Below are 18,686 nucleotides of genomic sequence, written 5' to 3'. Positions count from 1 at the left end.
TCCGGTGGCATAGGCATTTAACTCAACTGTATATTTATCTCCTCAATCTCCTGACGCCACAGCGCCTGTAGCTGCGGCTTCTGATGTTTCGGCTTGCGCTGCAGGTCGTCCGCCAACAACTGCTCCAGCATCACCAGACGTTCCAGCAAATCCTCTTGCAGCTCGTCGACGGGCGGCGTTTGCGTCGCCGGGCTCGGAAGGCGCTCGTAGCCGCGCAGACGGGCGTACACCTCGTCGACGTCGTGCCACTCGCTTAACCCGTCTTCATCAATTAGCCAGAAGCGGTTACAGCTCTGGCTGATGAGCTGTCGATCGTGGCTAACCAGCAGCAGGCCGCCGGGATAATCCCGCAACGTCGCCGCCAGCGCCTCTTTACCCTCCATATCCAGATGGTTGGTGGGTTCATCGAGCAGCAGCAGGCTATAGCTCGCCAGCGACAGGCCGACAAATAGCAGCCGCGAACGTTCGCCGCCGCTGAGAGTGCTGACCTTCTGTCCATGTCGCGCCCAGCCGAAGCCGGCGGAAATCAGCGCGCGCTTGCGCGTTTCCGGCGAAGGCTCAAAGGGCTCCAGCGCCTCCAGCAGGCTGGCCTCATCCGCCAGTTGATGCAGGGTTTGATCGTAATAACCCGGATGTAGCCGCGGATGTAAACGCAGCCCGGCTTCGGTAGCCGGTTGCTGCATTTGCCGCCATAACAGGCGCAGCAGCGACGATTTCCCGCCGCCGTTGCGCCCCATTATCGCTACCCGGTCGCCGCTTTGCAGCCGCGCCAGACCGGTGGTGAACAGGGCGGGGAGACCGGGCGCCGGCGGCACGGGGAGATTTTCCATCTCCAGCAGACGATCGGCGCGAACGGCGTCGCCATGCACCTCCAGACGCCACGGCGTGCCGGCGGTGAGCTCCGTCTGGCTATCCTTCAAGCGTGAAACCTGTTTTTCCATCTGCTTGGCTTTACGCGCCAGATCTTCGTTATCGTAAACCCGGCCCCAGATGGCCAGCCGTTTAGCGCTGGCAGCGACGCGGTCGATCTCCTTTTGTTCCGCTTTGTGGCGCAGAGCATCGCTTGCATCTTGCTCCTCCAACGCCCGACGGGCGGCGCTGCAGGGTAGCGAGAAAGCGTGCAGCGTTTTATCGCGTAAAATCCAACTGGTATTAGTTACAGCATCCAGTAAGAGGTTATCGTGCGACACCACCACGAAGCTCCCCTGCCAGGTTTGCAAGAAGCTTTCCAGCCACAGCAGGGTCGGCAGATCGAGATGGTTTCCTGGCTCATCCAGCAACAGCAAATCGGGTTGTTGGATCAAGGCGCGGGCAAGCAACAGACGGGTATGTTGCCCGCCGCTCAGGGTGGCGGCTTGCTGTTGGGTCTGTTGAACGGTAAAACCCATTTCAGCGAGCAGCCGCTCCGCTTGCCAGCGCAGCGAATCCCGTTCGCCAGGCGCCAGTTTTTCCAGTACCACCTGCAATAGCGGTTGGCTGAGTAGGGCGTCAGGCAGATGTTGTTCCACGCGCGCCAGCAGGCAGTGATTAGCCCGCGATACGCTGCCTGAATTCGGCGTGAGAGTGCCGTCCAGCACCTGCAATAGCGTGCTTTTCCCGCAACCGTTATAGCCGATAAGGCCAATTCGGTCGCCTTTTTTCAGGGTAAAGGAGAGGTCGTTGAAAAGTGGGCCAAAGGCCGTATCAACGTGGAGAGATTGTGCGCTTAAAAGTGTGCTCATTGTGAACTTACTCAAGAGTTACAGGCATGAGAATGCCTCGTCAAACATCGCTGACGATAACCCGGTAAGCCCGAGGAAGGGATTTAGACGTTGGCTTCTTCGCTCAAGCTAAAGTTATCGCAGCACGATACCGATAACGCTTGAGCTGGTGCGATCGCCAAATGTATGTGAAACATTAAACAGTTCACAGTACAGCATGGGGATCCTCCTTATTTTTTCAGTAGGTTGATGGATGCAGGGAGTGTAGTGGCTAAATTGTCTTTTGACCAGATACCAGCATTGAGGATCGCGCCGCCGGTCTCATCGGCGGCGGGTATGACGGTTAGGCCGGGGCCACGGTGAGAAGTAGGTTGGCAAAACGACTCTGTTCGCCGGAAGCAATGACCAGTTGGGTCAATGGCAACCGAGACTTTGCGTAGAAAGCTTCGCGTACGACATATTCAAGCGGGCAGTTTGTCGGTAGAAGTTCCCGGTATTCACTGGCGATGGTGTTAGTGAATTCCGCTGGCGATGCCATCAGCGTCGCGTGTTCGACATTAACGCAGGTAAGCAGTTTTTCGACGATATAAGTTGCCGGAACCATGCCTGGCGCGAGGTTGAGCTGAATCAACGTGGCATCGGCATTGGCATTAACGCGACAGGCAAAATTGCTATCCGCGATGAGAATTTGTGATTTATGGCCGCAGCACGCCAGAGCAGCCAGCAGTTGTGGATGGATAATTTCGAATTTGATCATCAGGAACTCCCTGGCGGGCGGCGATTTCTGGCCGCCCGGTTTGCATTACATGCGATAAATTCCGCCGTTAATGTCGATAGTGGCGCCGGAGATAAATCCGTCATACTCGCCGGCAAGGAAAGTGATAGCGCGGGCGACGTCATCGGGCGTTCCCGCGCGCTTAAGCGGAATTTGCCGGATGGTTTCGTCAGCCGAAGCCTGTGTGGTGTGGCGGTTATGAAAACGGGTGCCGAGGATAAGTCCTGGCGCAACCGCATTGACGCGCACGCCGTGCTCGCCCAACTCAGCCGCCAGCGAGCGTGTCCAGGTCAGAATTGCCCCTTTTGTGGTTGAGTAGGCGAGAGAACCGGCATGCCCCCCGGAGCGCCCCGCCAGCGAGGCGAGGTTAATAATGCTGGCGCCATCCGTTGCCGATTTAAGCCAGGGAAGCGCCGCCTGGGTGACGTTAAGCATGGTGGTCATATTGACGTCTAACACCGTTTGCCAGAACTGACGATCAATTTCGCCAAGCCACTTACGCCCGACGATCCCGCCAACGTTATTCACCAGGATGTCGATACCGCCGAGGAATTCCGCGGCGGCCTGCACGCAGGCGGTCGCGTCCTCAGTGTCAATCAAATCCGCATAGCGCCAGGCCGCTTTTTGCCCTCGCGCGCTGGCGATAGCCGCCAATTTTTGCGGGCCTTCTTCTCCGCTGTGATAGTGCAAAAAGACATCGCATCCCGCCAGAATCAGTTTTTCCGCCGTAGCCCAGCCGATACCTTGTTCAGAGCCGGTGATAAATGCTTTTTTTCCAATAAGAGTTCCCATGATGTTTCCTTAAATTTTCAGGATTGAATGACGCCTTCGCGCTGTCTGGCGCAGTAGAAAATGCAAATCAGGCCGGTGATCAGCAGGCACATAGCGAGGAATATCAGGCCCGGCGTGCTGCTGTGGCTGAAATCGTTAAGGAGGCCGACCACGTAGGGAGCGACGAAGCCGCCCAGGTTGCCGATGCAGCTCACCACGGCGAGACCCGCGGCCGTCGCTGCGCCTGCCGAGACGTTGGCAGGCATCGATAAGAAACACGGTACCGCGGTATAGATACCAATGGCGGCAATGGTCAGGAATGAGAGTGAAATCGCGACGTTGAACTTAAAGAACACCACCGCGCCGGCGAGTCCTAATGCGGCAACGACCATACTGATACCGGCAAAAACGGCGATTTTTCGCGTTTTACTGGCCAGCATACTCCATGGATAAACCAGTAGCGCCGCCAGGCCGTAGGGGATGAGGGCAATCAGGCTAACGCGCAGAATATCATCGCCGGAAATGGCGGTAATAATCGACGGTAGCCACATCCCGAAGCCGTAAATCCCGCAAACCATCCCGAAGTTCAGCAGCGCATAAAGCAGATATTTGGGATTTTTAATACCGCTGGCAAACTCAGCCAGCGAGACTTTGCTACCTGATTTTGAACGGTTTGTACTACTCATTAACCACGCCTTTTCTTCAGCGTTGAGGTAGCCGACTTCTTGCGGTGAATTCTTAATAATAAAAGGGATGAACAGGCCGATAACGATCGGCGGAATACCTTCGAGGATAAATAACCACTGCCAGGATTCAAGGCCAAACCAGCCGTTATCGATATGCAGAATTAAGCCTGAAATCGGTGAGCCGACGGCATTGGATAGCGGCTGAACAATAATGAACATGCCGAGAATTTTGGTCCGCCAGGCGGGCGGAAAAAAGATCGTGAAGTAGTACACCACCGAAGGGAAGAAACCGGCTTCGCACACGCCGAGCATAAAACGACAGATATAGAGTTCGGTCGGCGTTCTGACGAAACCCATCAAAGTGGCAAAGATTCCCCAGGTTATCAGAATACGCGCAAACCACAGCCGCGGACCGAACTTAATCGTGCCGGCGTTGCTGGGGATTTCAAACATAAAATAACCGATGAAAAATATTCCCGAAGCAAAGCCAAAGGCGGTGGCCGTCAGGCCAAGGCTATCTTCCAGCGCCATTGCGGCGTAGGCCATATTATTACGATCAAGAAAAGCCAGAAAATAAAGCAATATCATTAATGGAACAATGTGCCATGTCAATTTCTTAATGGCGCTCTTTTCTATATCTTGCGCAGATTGTAGGTTCATCATTATTTCCGGTTATACTCGTTAAAGTACAAAAGAATGGGATAGGAATCCCGTCATTAATATGCGTTTTAAATGTGATGGGGTGTAAGCCTCCCTGCAGATAATAAATATTATCTGCATCATGCTATTTTTATAAAAACAACTATGGTTGCTTTATTTTTACCGACTGCCGCTGAATAACTTCCGGAGCAAAGATAAATTCGTCGGTTTGTAATCCCGGCTCAGCAATTCTCTGGACGAGCCGCTCAACCATCATCGACGCCATTGCCGAAAGCGGGGCCATTACCGAAGTGAGGCCCGGTGACGATAACGCCGACAGGGAGATGTTATCGATGCCAATCACCGAAATATCTTGCGCTATTTTCAGGCCCTGCGCGCGTAGCCCAACCATCAGACCGATGGCTAGAGCATCGTTAATCGCTACTACGCCATCCACTCGCGGCGTTAGGGCGCTAATTTTTTGCGCCAGGCTTACGCCCAGTTCGAACATTTCGGCGTCCCCGAACTCCCGATTGCCTTTGCCTTCTATCACCACGCCCCTGGCCGCTGTATCACTTTGGGCAAGCGCGGACTGAAAGCCGAGGATTTTATGGCTGCGTCCCAGCGTTAACCCGCTTTCGGTGGCGAAGACGATATTACGGCAACCGTTGTCCAGCAGATGTTGCGCCGCCAAACGTCCCGCTTCAACGTTGTCCATTGAGACACTATCGAAGTAGCGTGCCCGAGGCGGGACGCTTTCGGCCAACCGGTTATCATAGCTAATAATGGTCATGCCTTGTTCCGCTGCACGCACAAAGTGGGTTTTGCGTACGTCGCTGGCGGCGACAATCAACCCGCGTACGCCGTGGGAGAACATATCCGCGATAAAGGCTGACTCCTCGGCGGCATCGCGGCAGCAAATGCCTAATAACAGCCGGTGGCGAAACGCGCGTGCCGCAGTATCCAGTTCATGTGCCAGCGCTGAAAAGCTGGGATTGACGATAGACGGTACCATCAGGCCGAGTATTTTGGTTGCTGAGTCGGCGACCGGCGGGGCGCAACGCGCAGGGCGGTAATTTAGCTCAGCCATCGTTTTGACTATCCGCTGTCGGGTCTCTTCGCGCATCTGTTGCGTGCGATTATTAAGTACGTTGGACACGCTACTAATTGAAACTCCGGCCCGCCGGGCGACATCACGAATATTCGCCATACCAAAACCTTCTCTTTTTGCTGCGCGCTTATTTCAGCGCCGCGGTATCTGATTGCTAATTTATCGATGAGCGAACAGGCGGGCAAGGTATTTACCACCCGCCAAGCGAGTGAAATAAAACATCTGTGAAGCGCCTCGTAAGGATGGGCAGGTGTTTAGTAAACAAAGTGGAATAAATAACGGCAAAGGGCGGGGATAAAAAAATGGGCCCGGAGTTCGGGCCCGTAGAAATAAAGCGTTAAATCGAGGTTCGGCGATAGTTGCGATATTCCGGTTGCCAGAAATTATCGCTAATGGCCTGCAGCAGCGCTTCGGCCGATGTTTTCACCGCCACGCCCTGTTCCTGAGCCACTTTACCGACCGCAAACGCAATAGCGCGCGACACGGCCTGAATATCTTTCAGTTCCGGCAGTACCGGACCTTCGCCGTTATTCACCAGCGGCGAGTGGTTGGCTAAGGTTTCGCTTGCCGCCATCAGCATCTCGTCGGTGACGCGCGATGCCCCCGCGGCGATCACGCCAAGGCCGATGCCCGGGAAGATATAGGAGTTGTTGCACTGCGCGATGGCGTACTGTTTTCCCTTAACCGTCACCGGGGTGAACGGACTGCCGGTGGCCACCAGCGCTTCGCCGTCGGTCCAGGTCAGGATATTCTGCGGCGTGGCTTCGACGCGGGAGGTCGGGTTCGACAGCGGCATGACGATCGGCCGTGGGCAGTGCTTGTGCATTTCACGAATAATTTCTTCCGTGAACAGCCCCGGCTGGCCGGAGACGCCGATCAGAATATTTGGCTTCACATTACGCACCACGTCGAGCAGCGAAAGCGCTTCGTTGGTCGTATCCCAACCTTGCAGGTTTTCGCGCTTCTGCACCAGCTTGCTCTGGAACGACAGCAGATTCGGCATACCGTCGGTCAACAGGCCGAAGCGGTCCACCATAAATACGCGCTGGCGGGCTTCTTCTTCGCTTAGCCCTTCGCGCATGATTTGCGCGATGATCTGTTCAGCAATACCGCAACCGGCGGAGCCCGCGCCGAGGAAGACAATTTTTTGCTCGCTGAGTTGGCTGCCCGCGCCACGGCTGGCGGCGATCAATGTGCCGACGGTGACCGCCGCGGTGCCCTGAATATCATCGTTAAACGAGCAAATCTCGTTACGGTAGCGGTTAAGCAGCGGCATGGCGTTTTTCTGCGCGAAATCTTCAAACTGCAGCAGCACGTCCGGCCAACGGTTTTTGATAGCCTGGATAACGTCGTCAACGAATTGATAATACTCGTCGTCGGTAACGCGCGGATGACGCCAGCCCATATACAGCGGGTCGTCGAGCAGTTGCTGGTTGTTGGTGCCGACATCCAGCACGATAGGCAGGGTGTAGGCCGGGCTGATACCGCCGCAGGTAGTATAGAGCGACAGCTTACCGATAGGAATGCCCATACCGCCGATACCCTGGTCGCCGAGACCGAGAATACGCTCGCCGTCTGTCACAACGATCACTTTGACGTTATGGTTCGGTACGTTTTGCAGGATATCGTCGAGGTTGTGCCGATTCTGGTAGGAGATGAACACGCCGCGCGCGCGACGGTAGATTTCCGAGAAACGCTCACAGGCGGCGCCGACGGTGGGGGTATAGATAACCGGCATCATCTCATCGAGATGATTGCCAATCAGACGATAAAACAGGGTTTCGTTGGTGTCCTGGATGTTGCGCAGATAAATGTGCTTATCGATCTCGGTTTTAAATCCCTGATACTGGATCCACGCGCGTTCAGCTTGTTCTTCGATGGTTTCGACCACTTCCGGCAGCAGGCCCAGCAGGTTGAAGCTGCTACGCTCTTCCATGCTGAAGGCGCTTCCTTTGTTGAGTAACGGAAACTCAAGCAGAACCGGGCCAGCGTAGGGGATATAAAGAGAACGGTTTTTTTTATAGATGAATTGCATCGCACTAACTCCTTGATGTTCACTTCAGACCCGGGCGCGGCGATAAGCGATCGGGCTGGCAGGAAATGCAGCGGGCAGAGTATAGAGCAAACAATTCACATCACTACAAAACAAGGACTTAACTCACCGTGTGAGGGGTTATTGTGTAGTAATGTGAGGGTGTTTGCAAGGGTATCCCCCACACAGGGGAATGAGGATAGCATTGATTGCTTAGAGGGGAGAAGCGGGAAACATAGCCCCCACAGGAAGGGGCTAATGAATCACATTAGTTTCTGAAAGGCTTTGATGATGGGCTTACCGTCTTCATCGTAGTAGCGGCTATGCCATATCTCTTGCGGTGTTCGTCCTAAAGACTTAGCAATGATTCTTTCACCTTTAGGCCAATGCTTTGTTAAAGCGTTAGCTAGCGTTGAATCTGCTAATCCGTTCTCTCTACTTAGGGCGGCTAGTGAAATACCTTTCTTGTGAAGTGCTGCAATGATGTCTGCTTTGTGCCAATCCATACCAACATTCCTTTTGGTGGTGAACGTAACAGGGTTTGCAGACCGCATAGACACGGCAAGCCGTTAGGCTTCCCCGCTACGTTCACCATAATTAGGATGAACGACAGCGCCCCAAATGTTGATTAACATGCAGGTAAGGAAGGGCGGTATTGCTTTTGTTTACGGTGCTGAATCTGAAAATATTCATCTGAATGCAGGAAGCAATAAATAACGACATCAGCACATTTTAAATCTAAAGTCTTTTGCTCTGCTAGTTCCCGGCTGAATGCAAACCAGTTAATCCAATCAATACTATAATTTCCATTATTCAGCCCCTTTATTAAAAAGAACAGGCTTCAATACTTTAAATTTCGTAGTGTTTGAGCCTAACCCTTTTTCTAATACGACAATAAAACCATTTCGAACTAAGTTATTAATGCATTTACGTACTGTAGCCTTACTTGAAAACTATATTTAGATAAATAAGAGAAACTAGCCTCAGCATAACCTTCATTGTATTTTTGCTGAATCTGGTTGAGCAGACTAAAAACAAATAATTCATTGTTCCCCAAAGCGCCAATCAGTGAACGGGGGGTATAAAATTTATTTTCTAAATCAAAGTTTATATTTAAATATCCTTGTAGTTAAATTAAAGAATCTCCCGAAATTAACTAATTCAATTTGGGGCACTCCATAAGTACACCACATAGGCTATATGCATTCCGACCTGACAAAAGGTTAGCCCTGACCTGACCTAAAGTAATGTCTAGACCTGACAAAAGGTTATACGTGTAATACAAGTAAGAACATTTAATAATAAAAGAACAAAGAGAAAGGGCACTCTGAAGAAAAAGAGAGAGAAATATAATAATCATTACCATACATACAAACAAAAAAGGCTTCCACAAATGGGAAGCCTTTCACATATCAAAGTACAATAATATACTTCGTTCTCTCAGCGTGAATATACAGCGTCACATAGCATGCGGCCTACATAACGCTCTCTATTTCGTACTGTCCTGTTTTCGGATTCCCTATAATCGTATAAGTTGTATAGACAGTGACGTTATACATATTCTTTCCTTTCACCATCCCTTGACACATGAGCATGCCATTACCCATCTTCTGATTAGAGGACATACGATACAGCTTGCCCGCATTATCCTTGTTTGCTGCATCCTGCACAAAAGCTTTGCAGTTGTAGCCAGCGAAGCAGGGAGCAGACAGGGCCAGAGCCAGAAGGGCTACAGAGAATTTAATTTGCATGTGTAATCGCCTTGCATTGTAATCAGCTTAGTTGAATCGCCTGAATCATGGCCGTCAGCACCAATAAAGCTCATATCCATCACCAGCATATAGGACTGACCATTATCTGAATCAAATTCATAGTTAATGATGGTCTGACCGTTTAAGCCGTATGCATACAGCATCGTGTTCTGAAGGGCACCACGGAATAATTCTTTATCACCCCGATATAGAGCAATGCTTCCCGTATCAATCTCAAACAGAGCATGCCCGGTGCTCATAGAGCCTGTCACGTTCCTATCAATGGCATATCCTCCACCACATACGATATCGTGAGCAAAGGCCGTACAGCTGCACAGAGCTAATGCCCCTGCAATAATTAATTTTTTCATTAGTTCATCGCCGCTAGTGATTCACGCTGCATCATCTGTGCAGCAGTGGAGGCTGTGGTTAGTTCTTTCTGTGATATCTTACCTTCCTTAATGCGCTTAGATAATTCAGGCTTGCAAGGCTGCTGATAAGGGCTATTAAGAAAAGCACATTCAGCGAAATCTATATTCCCCATCTGAGCAGCATCATTAGATGTAACACATCCAGAAAGCAGGGAGGCTAATGCACCTACAGTAATTAATTTTTTCACTTTCAAATCTTCCTGAATGCCTTAATACCATCAACGATAAAGCCAATAATCAGAGCAACGAATACAGCAAGGATAGCAAAGGCTACATTTTCATCTAATGGTGTATTACTTATCTTTATTACTTCACAATAAAGTTCAGCAAATACATAAACCACCATCATTACTTCTGTGAACTTGCTGAAGTAACCCAGGAATTTACGCTGAACAATAAGCCACGCAAGACAAGCCGCCCCCATAAGGTAAACGCCGTAGTTAATCACCAGTCCCGGCAAGAGCAAGCCCCATACAGATTGCCCCGTGGCTTGTCCGTAGAGAGTCCAGAGCAGGGCGATACTGAATACAGTGCAAACAATCACTTTACTCTTAGGGGTGTCTTTGCTGGATGTAAGGCTCTTGCCTTTCACAGCGTCTTTAAAACCATAGCCAACTATCAGGGCATGAATCATTAAAACTGAATTAGTCATTTTCCAACCTTCCAAAGTTTAACAGCACTACCAATTAAAATAATTAAAGCCGCCAGAATACCTACAACAAAAGCCAGTGCAGCACATGCAGCCTGTATAGCGTCTGCTGCTTCATCCTCAATATATGGGTTATCGAACAAGTGAGCGACTAAAGCCACAGCACCTAAAACCAAAGCAATAGCTAAGCAACGTGCTAGATATTTTTTCATTCCTTAATTCCTGCTTTAAATTCTTTGGTTACGTCCGTAATGTTTTTAAATTTAGCTTCAGGAATGGCTTTATGAAGAGGCTTAAGATGTACAAAGCCACTTTCATCTTCTTCATTGTCTACATCAAAAACAGTGAAATATACTTTATTTCCGCCCATGACATTACGTAGGGTGATGGTTCTTCCATCTGTTACGGTTCCTTTAATGGAAATGTCATAATCTAAGGCTTCAATAACAATTGCCCGTTTTCCGTCAATAGTGAAGCGTTTAGCATCTTCATCAAAATCAACTACAGGCACAGGTTTTAAAGCTGATTCACGGTCTTTAAAATACCACCACGCAGCAACACCCAAAGCGATTGCCAATAACCACGCTGGAATAAACATAATATTAACCTATATATTACTTAGAGAATTAAAGGGCTATACACTGCACTCTGAACAATACAGTGCTTAACCCTCTTTTAATTGGTGCCACCAAAGGCGACAAATAAACTAACAACAATCAAGAGCCACATGCACCACCAAGACAAAGTGAGTTGTGCTCTGTAGCTATAATTCTTTTCTTCATTAAGCTGTTTACGGAATCTCATAAGCTCCCACGGCATCAGGAAGCGTACCAGCTTAATTAGTGGATTAGCAGCAGTGGCTGCTACAGCACCTGCACCAACAAATAATAACCAGCAAGCAGTTAATAATATGGCAATCCCTGAAAGGGTAATAAACAGCTTCCAGCCCATTAACCCTAATTCGTATAACATTACCCTCTCCACGCGCTAACTAATGAATGCTGAATCATCACACTATGAACGTGCTTCTTCAGTGCTCCCTGCATCGCTGCATAAGCAATACGCTCACCCATAAAGTAAACCCACATAGGCAGCTCAGGAGCCACCACAACCCATCCGGTAGCGCCATTAAGCTGGAAGTGTACGTGATGTATTACAGGAAGTTCTTTAGCCATATAAAAATTCTTCCAAAATTAAAAAGTACAATCACCCATAAAATGATGATTGCAGGAATAGCTTTAAACACATCATCCCTACACCATCTAATTAAACCAGTTGCCATAAACAAAATGATAATTAATAGCCCTGCACCCTTAAGGATAGCCATTTAACTATACACCCTCATTAAGCTACTTCAACGGCTCTGTGAGGCCAACTACCCCCACAGTAAGCCCAACGCCGCTGAAGCCTCTGAAGGGCTTGCACTACCATCTGTAGCCTGTTCTTCAGCAGGCGCAAACGGATTGCTAGCTTTAGTTGCACGTTCAGTATCTGCATCTAAATCCCTGCACCATTGTTGCACCTCTTCATTGTCAGGTTGTGCTTCTCGCATATCCGCTAAGCGGCGTCTATCTGCTGGCTTAAGTTCAGCCCACCCACCATGTTTATAATCTTCACTGCAAATGAATTGCTTTAGCTCTCTGAAAAATACAGCATCAGGTTTACGACCTGTAAGGGCTTGCATAGCTAGTGCTGCTTCAGCCTCAATAGCTTTCATTCGGTCAGCAACTAATGTTTCATGCACTTGATTGTATGCAGCGTTCAATTGTTCCTCTGTCATGAGGTTTTTAGCTGCACTAATGAATAACCATTCAGCATGTGTAATCAGGTGCTTCTGTGGCTCTGCGCTACTTCCTGCAAGTGCATTAGTCCACTGCTTAACAGTGGTGGTTTTAACTGGCTTAGGGCTTACCGTGGTGTTTTCCTTGTCCATCCAGTTCTTAATGGTTACGGCAGATAAACTAATGCCATTATCTTTACACCACTTCATAAGATTGTTGGCGTTGAAGTCCACATTGAATGCAGGACGCAGCTTAAGCACCTCAGATTTACGATGTGCATCACTTTCTAACAGGTCTACATTCACAGCATACTTTTTGAAAAGAGGCAGCATAATTTTGTTTACGTCTACAATTGGTTTAGCCATTTTATAAATCCTCATTAATAAGATAGAGAAGGGCGGCATACACCGCCCACAGTTAATTAGTTAAGCATTAGGGTAGATATCATTTCTGAATCCACCAGAAACAGCTTCAGGAGAAGGTGCTCCGGTTGCCTCGCTAACCTCATGGAAAATTACTGCGCATTGGGCTAAGCATCCACATACTGAATTTTGTTGCTCTAGTGTAATTCCCTGAGTGTTTAGAATGTTTCTGCATTCACCTACAGCATTATGCATAGCCATAAAACCATCCATATAGCTACCCACTACGAAAACGTTAGCCAATTGGTTAACCTGCTGCTGTACACGCTGGATACGGTTATTAATCACGTTTACTTCCTCATTAATTAAAACATCAGTTGTTTGAACTTCATTATTAGAAGCCCTCACAGTTAATGTTTCAGTAGCAAAAGCCAATTTTTCAAGCTGAGCGGCACAGCGTTCTAAGTCTGCAATTACCTGTGCTTTACGTGTCCGGCCTTCAACCGGGAAATCAAAAGTGGTTGTGTAACCTGATTGCTCTACGCAAATGTTCCACTCTGTTACAACCTTGCTAATAGTTGCTTTCTTATTGTTACGCAGCATTTCAATTAAGCTCTTAGTGATATTGATAAGTGCATGTGCATTCAGGTTGGTAATATTCATTTCCACTTCCCCAATATGTATTCGTTGCCCACTTAGCGGGGAAGGGAATAATGCTCTTACGCACGATTACCTACAATTAATATCTGTAGCTATTGCTGTAGATAAGCACTAATAGCTTAGTCCTGAATGATGAATAGCCGATTAAATTCATACGGTGAATATACGGGTGAAAATACGGCGTGATTAATAAACTATTTATATGCCTTTGCATCAGCGTACGCAGTGAGAATAGCTATCTAATTCATAGTGTTATCCTCCTTATTTACGGGTGCAGGTTGCATTCATAATTAATATAATATATCAAGAAAACATGAAAAAGAGCTTACCCGTCAAGTGTTTACAGTACGCTGAAAAATAAAAGGCAAAGAAAAGAACAAACCATAACTCTACGTATAAGGATATGACGCACAATACACAGCCCACAGGCAATAGCACACAAAGTCTAAAGCGCGTCAACATCACCAACCGTTAACCTGAAACAGCAGCACATGAGCACGAATAGTTAATTGTTGTAGCGTATGAGCCAATGAATATCTTCACTAACCCCTCACAGGATGTGCAGGGATATACAAGCAAAGCCAGATATAGCAGGGCATGTGAGAGTCTGTCATAGACTTTGTCTATTCCTCTACCTGCTCAAACTGTTCTTTGGTGATATCTTCTTTCTTGTTTACTGTAGCTGTATTCTTATATTCCATTCCACTAAATGGGTTTTTAACATCCACATCTAGTACATCAATACAGAATTTGAACATACCCCCGTTAATGGTAAGTAGCTTATTTTTATATTGTGGGGTGCGTTCTTCTCCATCCATCCACGCTTTAAAATCAGTGATGTGAGTTTTCTTGATTGCTTCCACTGTAGAAAGGCCTTTAGTGATAGCCCATGTGATAAATTTATCTACAGCGGCTGTATTGCCCTTAAGTGTCTTCAATTTCCATTCAGTGTTAGCTTTAATCCACTGTGCTTTAACATCTAGCAGGGAATGAGATATATCACTTTCTAAATGCTGCTGTATCGCCGTAGCAGCCATTTGTTCAGCAAAGGTAACAGGTTGCACAGCTTCAATCACTGGAGCGCTTACAGGCTGTTCTACGTTGAATGAGAAGGTGGAAGTGTTCCCCATGTTGTGTACACGCTGAAGCAGGGCTATCTGCTCGTTACGTACAGCTTCATCCCGGTACTGTTTCAAACTGAGATACACGGCCTCATAGGGGAGGTTAAGCGCTTCTAGTTCAAAATACCGTATTGAGACTGCTGCACCACGTTGCATTGCTTGCTGTTCTTCTTTGGTACGTAGAGCAAGGTAGAATGTCCCGTCTTGATAGCGTTTACGGAAAACGTAGCCGTCTTTTTTGGTTAGGGAAATGTGAGGGATTTTTGCAGTATTCATAACATCATCACCTGTAAGGAAATTTTCTGAGAAATATCTTAAAGCCTTGTGTGACGGGCTTCTTAGGTGAGGGTGCTAGTCTTGTGAGTGAGGGAAACTAATCTAGAGCAGATGGTAACAAAAGAAGGATGCGAAGCGTGGGATTGTCTTAAAAAAACACCATCCTGTTTAGCGGATGGTGTTTTTATCATCACTCAGCTGAAAAATTAACCACCGCGGCGTTTGCGGCCTGTAGCATGGATATGGTTAACGGTAGTTTCTTCGTCGCCTTCCAGCACCACTTTTTTCTGGCGGGAAAGCTTGTAGTTCAGACCGAGAAGATGACGTGCCTGATGGTTCGATTTCATTCTTACTCCTTAATCCTGTTCTGGTTTCAAGGACAAGCCCGACGCAGGCCGGACGAAACGTAACCCTAAGTACGCCGCGCTTTTTAACGCGACGGGATTATCGTGGTCCATTTTTTTGCGAATAGCAACCTTGCGTCGGTAGATTAAGAGCGTTCTCGATTCAGGCGCGGGCGATTACCACTTCATTTCGCCGGTGTTCACTTTCGCGCTCAGCTCCAGCGAACTTTCTTCAGCGAGACCCGGATACTGCGCCTGCATGGCTTTAATGACGCTGGCGGAATCTTTATGCGCTTTCAGCGCCTGCTCGAATTTCTCCAGGTAGTCGCGGGTGAAGACGATAGCCTTGTCGCCCGCCGGCGGCGTGCCGAGGTAGTGGCCCGGGATCACCTGTTGCGGATGCAGCGCAGCCATATCGTTAAGGGTCTGGCGCCACTGCTGACGGCTCGCCGCGCTTTGGGTATCGGCGGTCCAGACGTGCATGCCCCAGGCGATGCCGGTGCCGCCAAGAATCGCTTTATTCGCCGGGATCCAGACGAATGCGCCGTAGTTCTGCGGCTGACGAATTTCCACTTTCTCGCCGTCGATGGTGAAGCTATCTGCGGCTAATACCTGCGGAACATAGACCTGCTTCGGCGCGCCGTCTTTCATCTGCGGGCCCCAGTATGCCAGCTTCGCCGCTTTGGTCTCTTCAATATGCTTAACCACTTGAGGGGTCGCTACCACTTTGGCCTGCGGGAAGGCTTTCACCAGCGGCTCAAGGCCAAAATAGAAATCCGGATCGCCAGAGGTGATCACAATGTGCGTGAGCTTCTTACCGCTTTTGTTGATCATCTCAACCAGCTTTTCGCCATCTTTAACGCTGAACTGGGCGTCAAACAATACCGCCTCGTGCGGGCCGGAGGCCAGCGTGGAGTTCACCGCGAAAATCGCGTTCTCCTGCGGGTTGTAGGTTTGCAGGGTCAACGGCGCGGCAAAAGCGGTGGTGCTGAACAGGGCGGTGGCGATGGCCAGGGCAGATACTTTCATGTTGGTTTTCTCTCTTTCAGGTGAATAGGTTTATTTTACGTCATTCTCGATTTGCGAAAATTCCTGAAAAAAGAGATGCTGAGTTTCATAAAACGTGCAGATGGATACGGATATGGATCGAGTTATCGCCGCCCAGGTATACATGCGGATATGCGAGCTGGGCAGTTTGAGCGCGGCGGCCAGGGCGCTTGGAATGTCGCGGCCGATGGTGAGTCGCTATCTGGAGCAGATGGAACATTGGGCCGGTACCCGGCTCATTCATCGTTCGACGCGCAAACTGACCTTAACCAGCGCTGGTGAAAAGGTATTGCAGAAAACGCGTAGCCTCACGCAATTGGCGGATGAGATAGCGGGGCAGACGGAACGCGCGGTGCCGAGCGGCACGTTGCGGGTCGCCTGCGCGCACTTTACCGCCATGCAGTTGCTCTCACCGCAGCTACCGGAATTTTTGGCCCGTTACCCCCAACTGCGTCTCGAACTGGATATCAACAACCATCCGGTGAGCCTGATTGGCGAGCGTATCGATGTCGCCATCCGGATCACCGATAATCCGGAGCCGGGGGCAATAGCCCGGCGGCTCGGCATTTGCCGATCGGTACTCTGCGCATCGCCGCGATGGCTACAGCAGCATGGCCAGATAAATTCGCCGGAGGAGCTCAGTCAACATAACTGTTTGCACTATAGCCATTTCGCCACCCCAACATGGCAGTTTACCGATCCGCAGGGCGAACCCGTGTCGGTGGCCGTCTCCGGCAACCTGAGCGCCGGGATCTCCTCTCTGCTGATGGAAGCGGCGGTGGCGGGGTGCGGCATCGCCATGCTGCCGGAACTGGAAGCCCGGCGCGCGCTTAACAGCGGCGCGCTAAAACAGGTGCTGCCTGGCTATACGCCAAAATCCCTGGCCGTCTATGGTATCTATCTGTCACGAGATTATCAGCCCAGCGCGCTGCCGCTGTTTCTGGAGGCCATTCAGCAACAGTTGTCCCAGGTCAGCTAGAGCTGTCTATACTTACTCCTTTAACGTCAAAAAGGAGTGAAACGATGGCAATTCATAAGAAAGGTCAGGCGCATTGGGAAGGGGATTTGAAAAGCGGTAAAGGCACCGTCTCGACGGAAAGCGGTGCGCTGAACCAACAACCTTATGGTTTTAATACCCGCTTTGAAGGCGTTAAAGGGACTAACCCGGAAGAGCTTATCGGCGCGGCCCATGCTGCCTGCTTCTCAATGGCGCTGTCATTAATGCTCAGCGAAGAGGGCTATACGGCGACCTCTATCGATACCGTTGCGGTGGTCACGCTGGATAAGAGCGGCGGCGGCTTCGCCATCACGAAGATCGCGCTGCAGAGCAATATTGTCCTGCCGGGTATCGATAAAGCCGCCTTTGATCCGATTATCCAAAAAGCCAAAGCTGGCTGCCCGGTTTCGCAGGTGCTGAAAGCCGACATCTCCCTCGATTATCAGCTCAACGCTTAATCCGTGGCGCGCCCGCGGTAGCGCGGGCGCGTTGGCGTTTAAAGTCACCGTCGGCAAATGCCTGCCGCCGCGAATGGTGATATGTTGGTGGCGTTACGGATAGCGACGGATAACGCAATGACCAGCATACGCGGCATGATTGAATCGCAGGTCCTGGGTTTAACCGGGATGGCGCTAAAAGAGATTGATTTTGAAAACCCGAAGGGCGAGCCGGGTTTATTTGGCCCGCAGTCGGCTATCTGGCAGGTGCACGGCGACTTTACCTCAATGCTCTGCGGCGGCATTAGCGCGCTACTGTTACAGATGCTGCATCCGCTGGCGCTGGCCGGTGTGTGGGATCATTCGCGTTTTCGTGAAGATATCTTTGGCCGCCTGCGCCGAACCAGTCAATTTATCTCAGCCACCACGTTTGGCACTACCGACGATGCCGAAAGATTAATCGCTAAAGTACAGGGGATCCATCAGCGTATCAGCGGCGTTGCGCCGGACGGTACGCCTTATCGCGCCAGCGATCCGGCGCTCTTAACCTGGGTTCACGTGGCCGAATGCAGCAGCTTTATGGCCTCTCATCTGCGTTATAAGCGCACCATCGTCACTGCCGCGCGGCAGGAGCAATACTACCGCGAAGCGGCGGAAGTCGCCCGGCGACTTGGCGCCGAAGACATCCCCGAAACGCCACGTCAGGTGGCGGAGTATTTGCAGGATATGCGCCCTCAGTTACGTTGTGATGAACGAACGCGGGAGGTGGCGCAGGTGCTGCTCACCACCCGTCTGCCGGGCCGGCTAAGCCAGCCGGTAGGACGCTGGATGATGGTCGCCGGAATCGATCTGCTCCCCGATTGGGCGCAGCAGATGCTGGCGATCCCCATCAATCCGTTGCAGCGGCGAACAGCCAGAGTGGCGGTCAATGGCGTGGCGCGGGTGCTCCGCGCTTCGGTGCGCAATGGGGCTTATCACTGCGCTATGCGTCGAATGGCAACGTCATAAAAATAAAAAATAGCCGCTCAATGTCGGCTATTTTTAAAGCGCAATCATTCGCATTTATATATTATAACTCAGGCTATTTATTTTAAATTTATTATCAACAAGCTATTA

Annotated in this window: 23 protein-coding genes; 3 read left to right on the top strand and 20 right to left on the bottom strand. The window is 50.0% G+C overall.

Features of this window, described 5'->3' with window-relative positions:
• Nucleotides 1–17 precede the first annotated feature (17 nt).
• The 20 genes from PGR29_RS02030 to PGR29_RS01935 all read right to left on the bottom strand — a co-directional run bounded on the left by PGR29_RS02030 (nucleotide 18) and on the right by PGR29_RS01935 (nucleotide 16,118).
• Entirely contained in the window at nucleotides 18–1,721 is a 1,704-nt protein-coding gene (locus PGR29_RS02030; protein WP_316423961.1) for an ABC-F family ATP-binding cassette domain-containing protein, read from the bottom strand.
• A gap of 322 nt (nucleotides 1,722–2,043) precedes the next feature.
• Complete coding sequence (locus tag PGR29_RS02025) at nucleotides 2,044–2,457, bottom strand: RbsD/FucU domain-containing protein (protein WP_316423960.1); 414 nt, start codon at nucleotides 2,455–2,457, stop codon at nucleotides 2,044–2,046.
• 45 nt (nucleotides 2,458–2,502) lie between these two features.
• Complete coding sequence (locus tag PGR29_RS02020) at nucleotides 2,503–3,267, bottom strand: SDR family NAD(P)-dependent oxidoreductase (protein WP_087859597.1); 765 nt, start codon at nucleotides 3,265–3,267, stop codon at nucleotides 2,503–2,505.
• 17 nt (nucleotides 3,268–3,284) lie between these two features.
• Nucleotides 3,285–4,592, bottom strand: a complete 1,308-nt coding sequence (locus PGR29_RS02015; protein ID WP_015705501.1) for an MFS transporter — start codon at nucleotides 4,590–4,592, stop codon at nucleotides 3,285–3,287.
• 142 nt (nucleotides 4,593–4,734) lie between these two features.
• On the bottom strand, nucleotides 4,735–5,781 hold the full coding sequence (locus PGR29_RS02010) for a LacI family DNA-binding transcriptional regulator (RefSeq protein WP_316423959.1): 1,047 nt from the start codon (nucleotides 5,779–5,781) through the stop codon (nucleotides 4,735–4,737).
• A gap of 238 nt (nucleotides 5,782–6,019) precedes the next feature.
• The gene (locus tag PGR29_RS02005) at nucleotides 6,020–7,717 is read right to left on the bottom strand and encodes an NAD-dependent malic enzyme (RefSeq protein ID WP_015366493.1); all 1,698 of its coding nucleotides are present in this window, start codon (nucleotides 7,715–7,717) and stop codon (nucleotides 6,020–6,022) included.
• Between the two features lie 260 nt (nucleotides 7,718–7,977).
• Nucleotides 7,978–8,220 (bottom strand): helix-turn-helix domain-containing protein, encoded by a 243-nt coding sequence (locus PGR29_RS02000; protein ID WP_316423958.1) that lies wholly within the window; start codon nucleotides 8,218–8,220, stop codon nucleotides 7,978–7,980.
• Nucleotides 8,221–9,189: 969 nt separating this feature from the next.
• A complete protein-coding gene (locus PGR29_RS01995; protein WP_316423957.1) occupies nucleotides 9,190–9,465 on the bottom strand; it encodes a hypothetical protein in 276 nt (91 codons plus the stop codon).
• Nucleotides 9,444–9,836: a hypothetical protein gene (locus tag PGR29_RS01990; protein WP_316423956.1), complete on the bottom strand. Its 393-nt coding sequence runs from the start codon at nucleotides 9,834–9,836 to the stop codon at nucleotides 9,444–9,446. Before PGR29_RS01990 ends, PGR29_RS01995 begins: the two co-directional genes overlap by 22 nt.
• Nucleotides 9,836–10,084 carry a hypothetical protein gene (locus PGR29_RS01985; RefSeq protein WP_316423955.1) on the bottom strand — a complete coding sequence of 83 codons (249 nt, stop codon included), beginning with the start codon at nucleotides 10,082–10,084 and terminating at the stop codon, nucleotides 9,836–9,838. The genes PGR29_RS01990 and PGR29_RS01985 overlap by 1 nt, the downstream gene beginning before the upstream one ends.
• Before the next feature lie 2 nt (nucleotides 10,085–10,086).
• On the bottom strand, nucleotides 10,087–10,548 hold the full coding sequence (locus PGR29_RS01980) for a hypothetical protein (RefSeq protein WP_316423954.1): 462 nt from the start codon (nucleotides 10,546–10,548) through the stop codon (nucleotides 10,087–10,089).
• Nucleotides 10,545–10,757: a hypothetical protein gene (locus PGR29_RS01975; RefSeq protein WP_316423953.1), complete on the bottom strand. Its 213-nt coding sequence runs from the start codon at nucleotides 10,755–10,757 to the stop codon at nucleotides 10,545–10,547. Before PGR29_RS01975 ends, PGR29_RS01980 begins: the two co-directional genes overlap by 4 nt.
• Nucleotides 10,754–11,143, bottom strand: coding sequence for a hypothetical protein (locus PGR29_RS01970; RefSeq protein WP_316423952.1), 390 nt, complete (start codon nucleotides 11,141–11,143; stop codon nucleotides 10,754–10,756). The genes PGR29_RS01975 and PGR29_RS01970 overlap by 4 nt, the downstream gene beginning before the upstream one ends.
• A gap of 77 nt (nucleotides 11,144–11,220) precedes the next feature.
• Entirely contained in the window at nucleotides 11,221–11,517 is a 297-nt protein-coding gene (locus PGR29_RS01965) for a hypothetical protein (protein ID WP_316423951.1), read from the bottom strand.
• Nucleotides 11,517–11,720 carry a hypothetical protein gene (locus PGR29_RS01960; protein WP_316423950.1) on the bottom strand — a complete coding sequence of 68 codons (204 nt, stop codon included), beginning with the start codon at nucleotides 11,718–11,720 and terminating at the stop codon, nucleotides 11,517–11,519. The genes PGR29_RS01965 and PGR29_RS01960 overlap by 1 nt, the downstream gene beginning before the upstream one ends.
• A 200-nt stretch (nucleotides 11,721–11,920) precedes the next feature.
• On the bottom strand, nucleotides 11,921–12,691 hold the full coding sequence (locus PGR29_RS01955; protein WP_316423949.1) for a hypothetical protein: 771 nt from the start codon (nucleotides 12,689–12,691) through the stop codon (nucleotides 11,921–11,923).
• A gap of 60 nt (nucleotides 12,692–12,751) precedes the next feature.
• Nucleotides 12,752–13,351 (bottom strand): hypothetical protein, encoded by a 600-nt coding sequence (locus tag PGR29_RS01950; protein ID WP_316423948.1) that lies wholly within the window; start codon nucleotides 13,349–13,351, stop codon nucleotides 12,752–12,754.
• A gap of 620 nt (nucleotides 13,352–13,971) precedes the next feature.
• Entirely contained in the window at nucleotides 13,972–14,745 is a 774-nt protein-coding gene (locus PGR29_RS01945; RefSeq protein WP_316423947.1) for a hypothetical protein, read from the bottom strand.
• A 206-nt stretch (nucleotides 14,746–14,951) separates the two neighbouring features.
• Nucleotides 14,952–15,092, bottom strand: a complete 141-nt coding sequence (gene sra, locus PGR29_RS01940; RefSeq protein ID WP_015366494.1) for a stationary-phase-induced ribosome-associated protein — start codon at nucleotides 15,090–15,092, stop codon at nucleotides 14,952–14,954.
• Nucleotides 15,093–15,266: 174 nt separating this feature from the next.
• Nucleotides 15,267–16,118 carry a Vmh family MBL fold metallo-hydrolase gene (locus PGR29_RS01935; RefSeq protein WP_087859600.1) on the bottom strand — a complete coding sequence of 284 codons (852 nt, stop codon included), beginning with the start codon at nucleotides 16,116–16,118 and terminating at the stop codon, nucleotides 15,267–15,269.
• Nucleotides 16,119–16,230: 112 nt separating this feature from the next.
• On the opposite strand from PGR29_RS01935, the gene PGR29_RS01930 reads away from it, so the two are divergent.
• The 3 genes from PGR29_RS01930 (at nucleotide 16,231) to PGR29_RS01920 (ending at nucleotide 18,578) form a co-directional block, all read left to right on the top strand.
• Nucleotides 16,231–17,115, top strand: a complete 885-nt coding sequence (locus PGR29_RS01930; RefSeq protein WP_316423946.1) for a LysR family transcriptional regulator — start codon at nucleotides 16,231–16,233, stop codon at nucleotides 17,113–17,115.
• Between the two features lie 44 nt (nucleotides 17,116–17,159).
• Nucleotides 17,160–17,591 (top strand): OsmC family protein, encoded by a 432-nt coding sequence (locus PGR29_RS01925; RefSeq protein WP_015366497.1) that lies wholly within the window; start codon nucleotides 17,160–17,162, stop codon nucleotides 17,589–17,591.
• Between the two features lie 117 nt (nucleotides 17,592–17,708).
• Complete coding sequence (locus PGR29_RS01920; RefSeq protein WP_213316125.1) at nucleotides 17,709–18,578, top strand: oxygenase MpaB family protein; 870 nt, start codon at nucleotides 17,709–17,711, stop codon at nucleotides 18,576–18,578.
• Nucleotides 18,579–18,686 lie beyond the last annotated feature (108 nt).

Source organism: Klebsiella sp. 141203 (assembly GCF_032601985.1).
GTDB classification, from domain to species: domain Bacteria; phylum Pseudomonadota; class Gammaproteobacteria; order Enterobacterales; family Enterobacteriaceae; genus Klebsiella; species Klebsiella aerogenes.
Note: the sequence above shows the minus strand (reverse complement) of the source record. Positions and strands in the feature narration are given on the sequence as shown.

Coding starts and splice junctions, on each gene's coding strand:
- PGR29_RS01925 (WP_015366497.1), top strand. CDS start 17,160: ATGGCAATTCATAAGAAAGGTCAGGCGCATTGGGAAGGGGATTTGAAA.
- PGR29_RS02000 (WP_316423958.1), bottom strand. CDS start 8,220: ATGGATTGGCACAAAGCAGACATCATTGCAGCACTTCACAAGAAAGGT.
- PGR29_RS01945 (WP_316423947.1), bottom strand. CDS start 14,745: ATGAATACTGCAAAAATCCCTCACATTTCCCTAACCAAAAAAGACGGC.
- PGR29_RS01965 (WP_316423951.1), bottom strand. CDS start 11,517: ATGTTATACGAATTAGGGTTAATGGGCTGGAAGCTGTTTATTACCCTT.
- PGR29_RS01955 (WP_316423949.1), bottom strand. CDS start 12,691: ATGGCTAAACCAATTGTAGACGTAAACAAAATTATGCTGCCTCTTTTC.
- PGR29_RS01990 (WP_316423956.1), bottom strand. CDS start 9,836: ATGAAAAAATTAATTATTGCAGGGGCATTAGCTCTGTGCAGCTGTACG.
- sra (WP_015366494.1), bottom strand. CDS start 15,092: ATGAAATCGAACCATCAGGCACGTCATCTTCTCGGTCTGAACTACAAG.
- PGR29_RS02030 (WP_316423961.1), bottom strand. CDS start 1,721: ATGAGCACACTTTTAAGCGCACAATCTCTCCACGTTGATACGGCCTTT.
- PGR29_RS02015 (WP_015705501.1), bottom strand. CDS start 4,592: ATGAACCTACAATCTGCGCAAGATATAGAAAAGAGCGCCATTAAGAAA.
- PGR29_RS01950 (WP_316423948.1), bottom strand. CDS start 13,351: ATGAATATTACCAACCTGAATGCACATGCACTTATCAATATCACTAAG.
- PGR29_RS01960 (WP_316423950.1), bottom strand. CDS start 11,720: ATGGCTAAAGAACTTCCTGTAATACATCACGTACACTTCCAGCTTAAT.
- PGR29_RS02005 (WP_015366493.1), bottom strand. CDS start 7,717: ATGCAATTCATCTATAAAAAAAACCGTTCTCTTTATATCCCCTACGCT.
- PGR29_RS02025 (WP_316423960.1), bottom strand. CDS start 2,457: ATGATCAAATTCGAAATTATCCATCCACAACTGCTGGCTGCTCTGGCG.
- PGR29_RS01920 (WP_213316125.1), top strand. CDS start 17,709: ATGACCAGCATACGCGGCATGATTGAATCGCAGGTCCTGGGTTTAACC.
- PGR29_RS01980 (WP_316423954.1), bottom strand. CDS start 10,548: ATGACTAATTCAGTTTTAATGATTCATGCCCTGATAGTTGGCTATGGT.
- PGR29_RS01970 (WP_316423952.1), bottom strand. CDS start 11,143: ATGTTTATTCCAGCGTGGTTATTGGCAATCGCTTTGGGTGTTGCTGCG.
- PGR29_RS01935 (WP_087859600.1), bottom strand. CDS start 16,118: ATGAAAGTATCTGCCCTGGCCATCGCCACCGCCCTGTTCAGCACCACC.
- PGR29_RS01995 (WP_316423957.1), bottom strand. CDS start 9,465: ATGCAAATTAAATTCTCTGTAGCCCTTCTGGCTCTGGCCCTGTCTGCT.
- PGR29_RS02010 (WP_316423959.1), bottom strand. CDS start 5,781: ATGGCGAATATTCGTGATGTCGCCCGGCGGGCCGGAGTTTCAATTAGT.
- PGR29_RS01975 (WP_316423953.1), bottom strand. CDS start 10,757: ATGAAAAAATATCTAGCACGTTGCTTAGCTATTGCTTTGGTTTTAGGT.
- PGR29_RS02020 (WP_087859597.1), bottom strand. CDS start 3,267: ATGGGAACTCTTATTGGAAAAAAAGCATTTATCACCGGCTCTGAACAA.
- PGR29_RS01930 (WP_316423946.1), top strand. CDS start 16,231: ATGGATCGAGTTATCGCCGCCCAGGTATACATGCGGATATGCGAGCTG.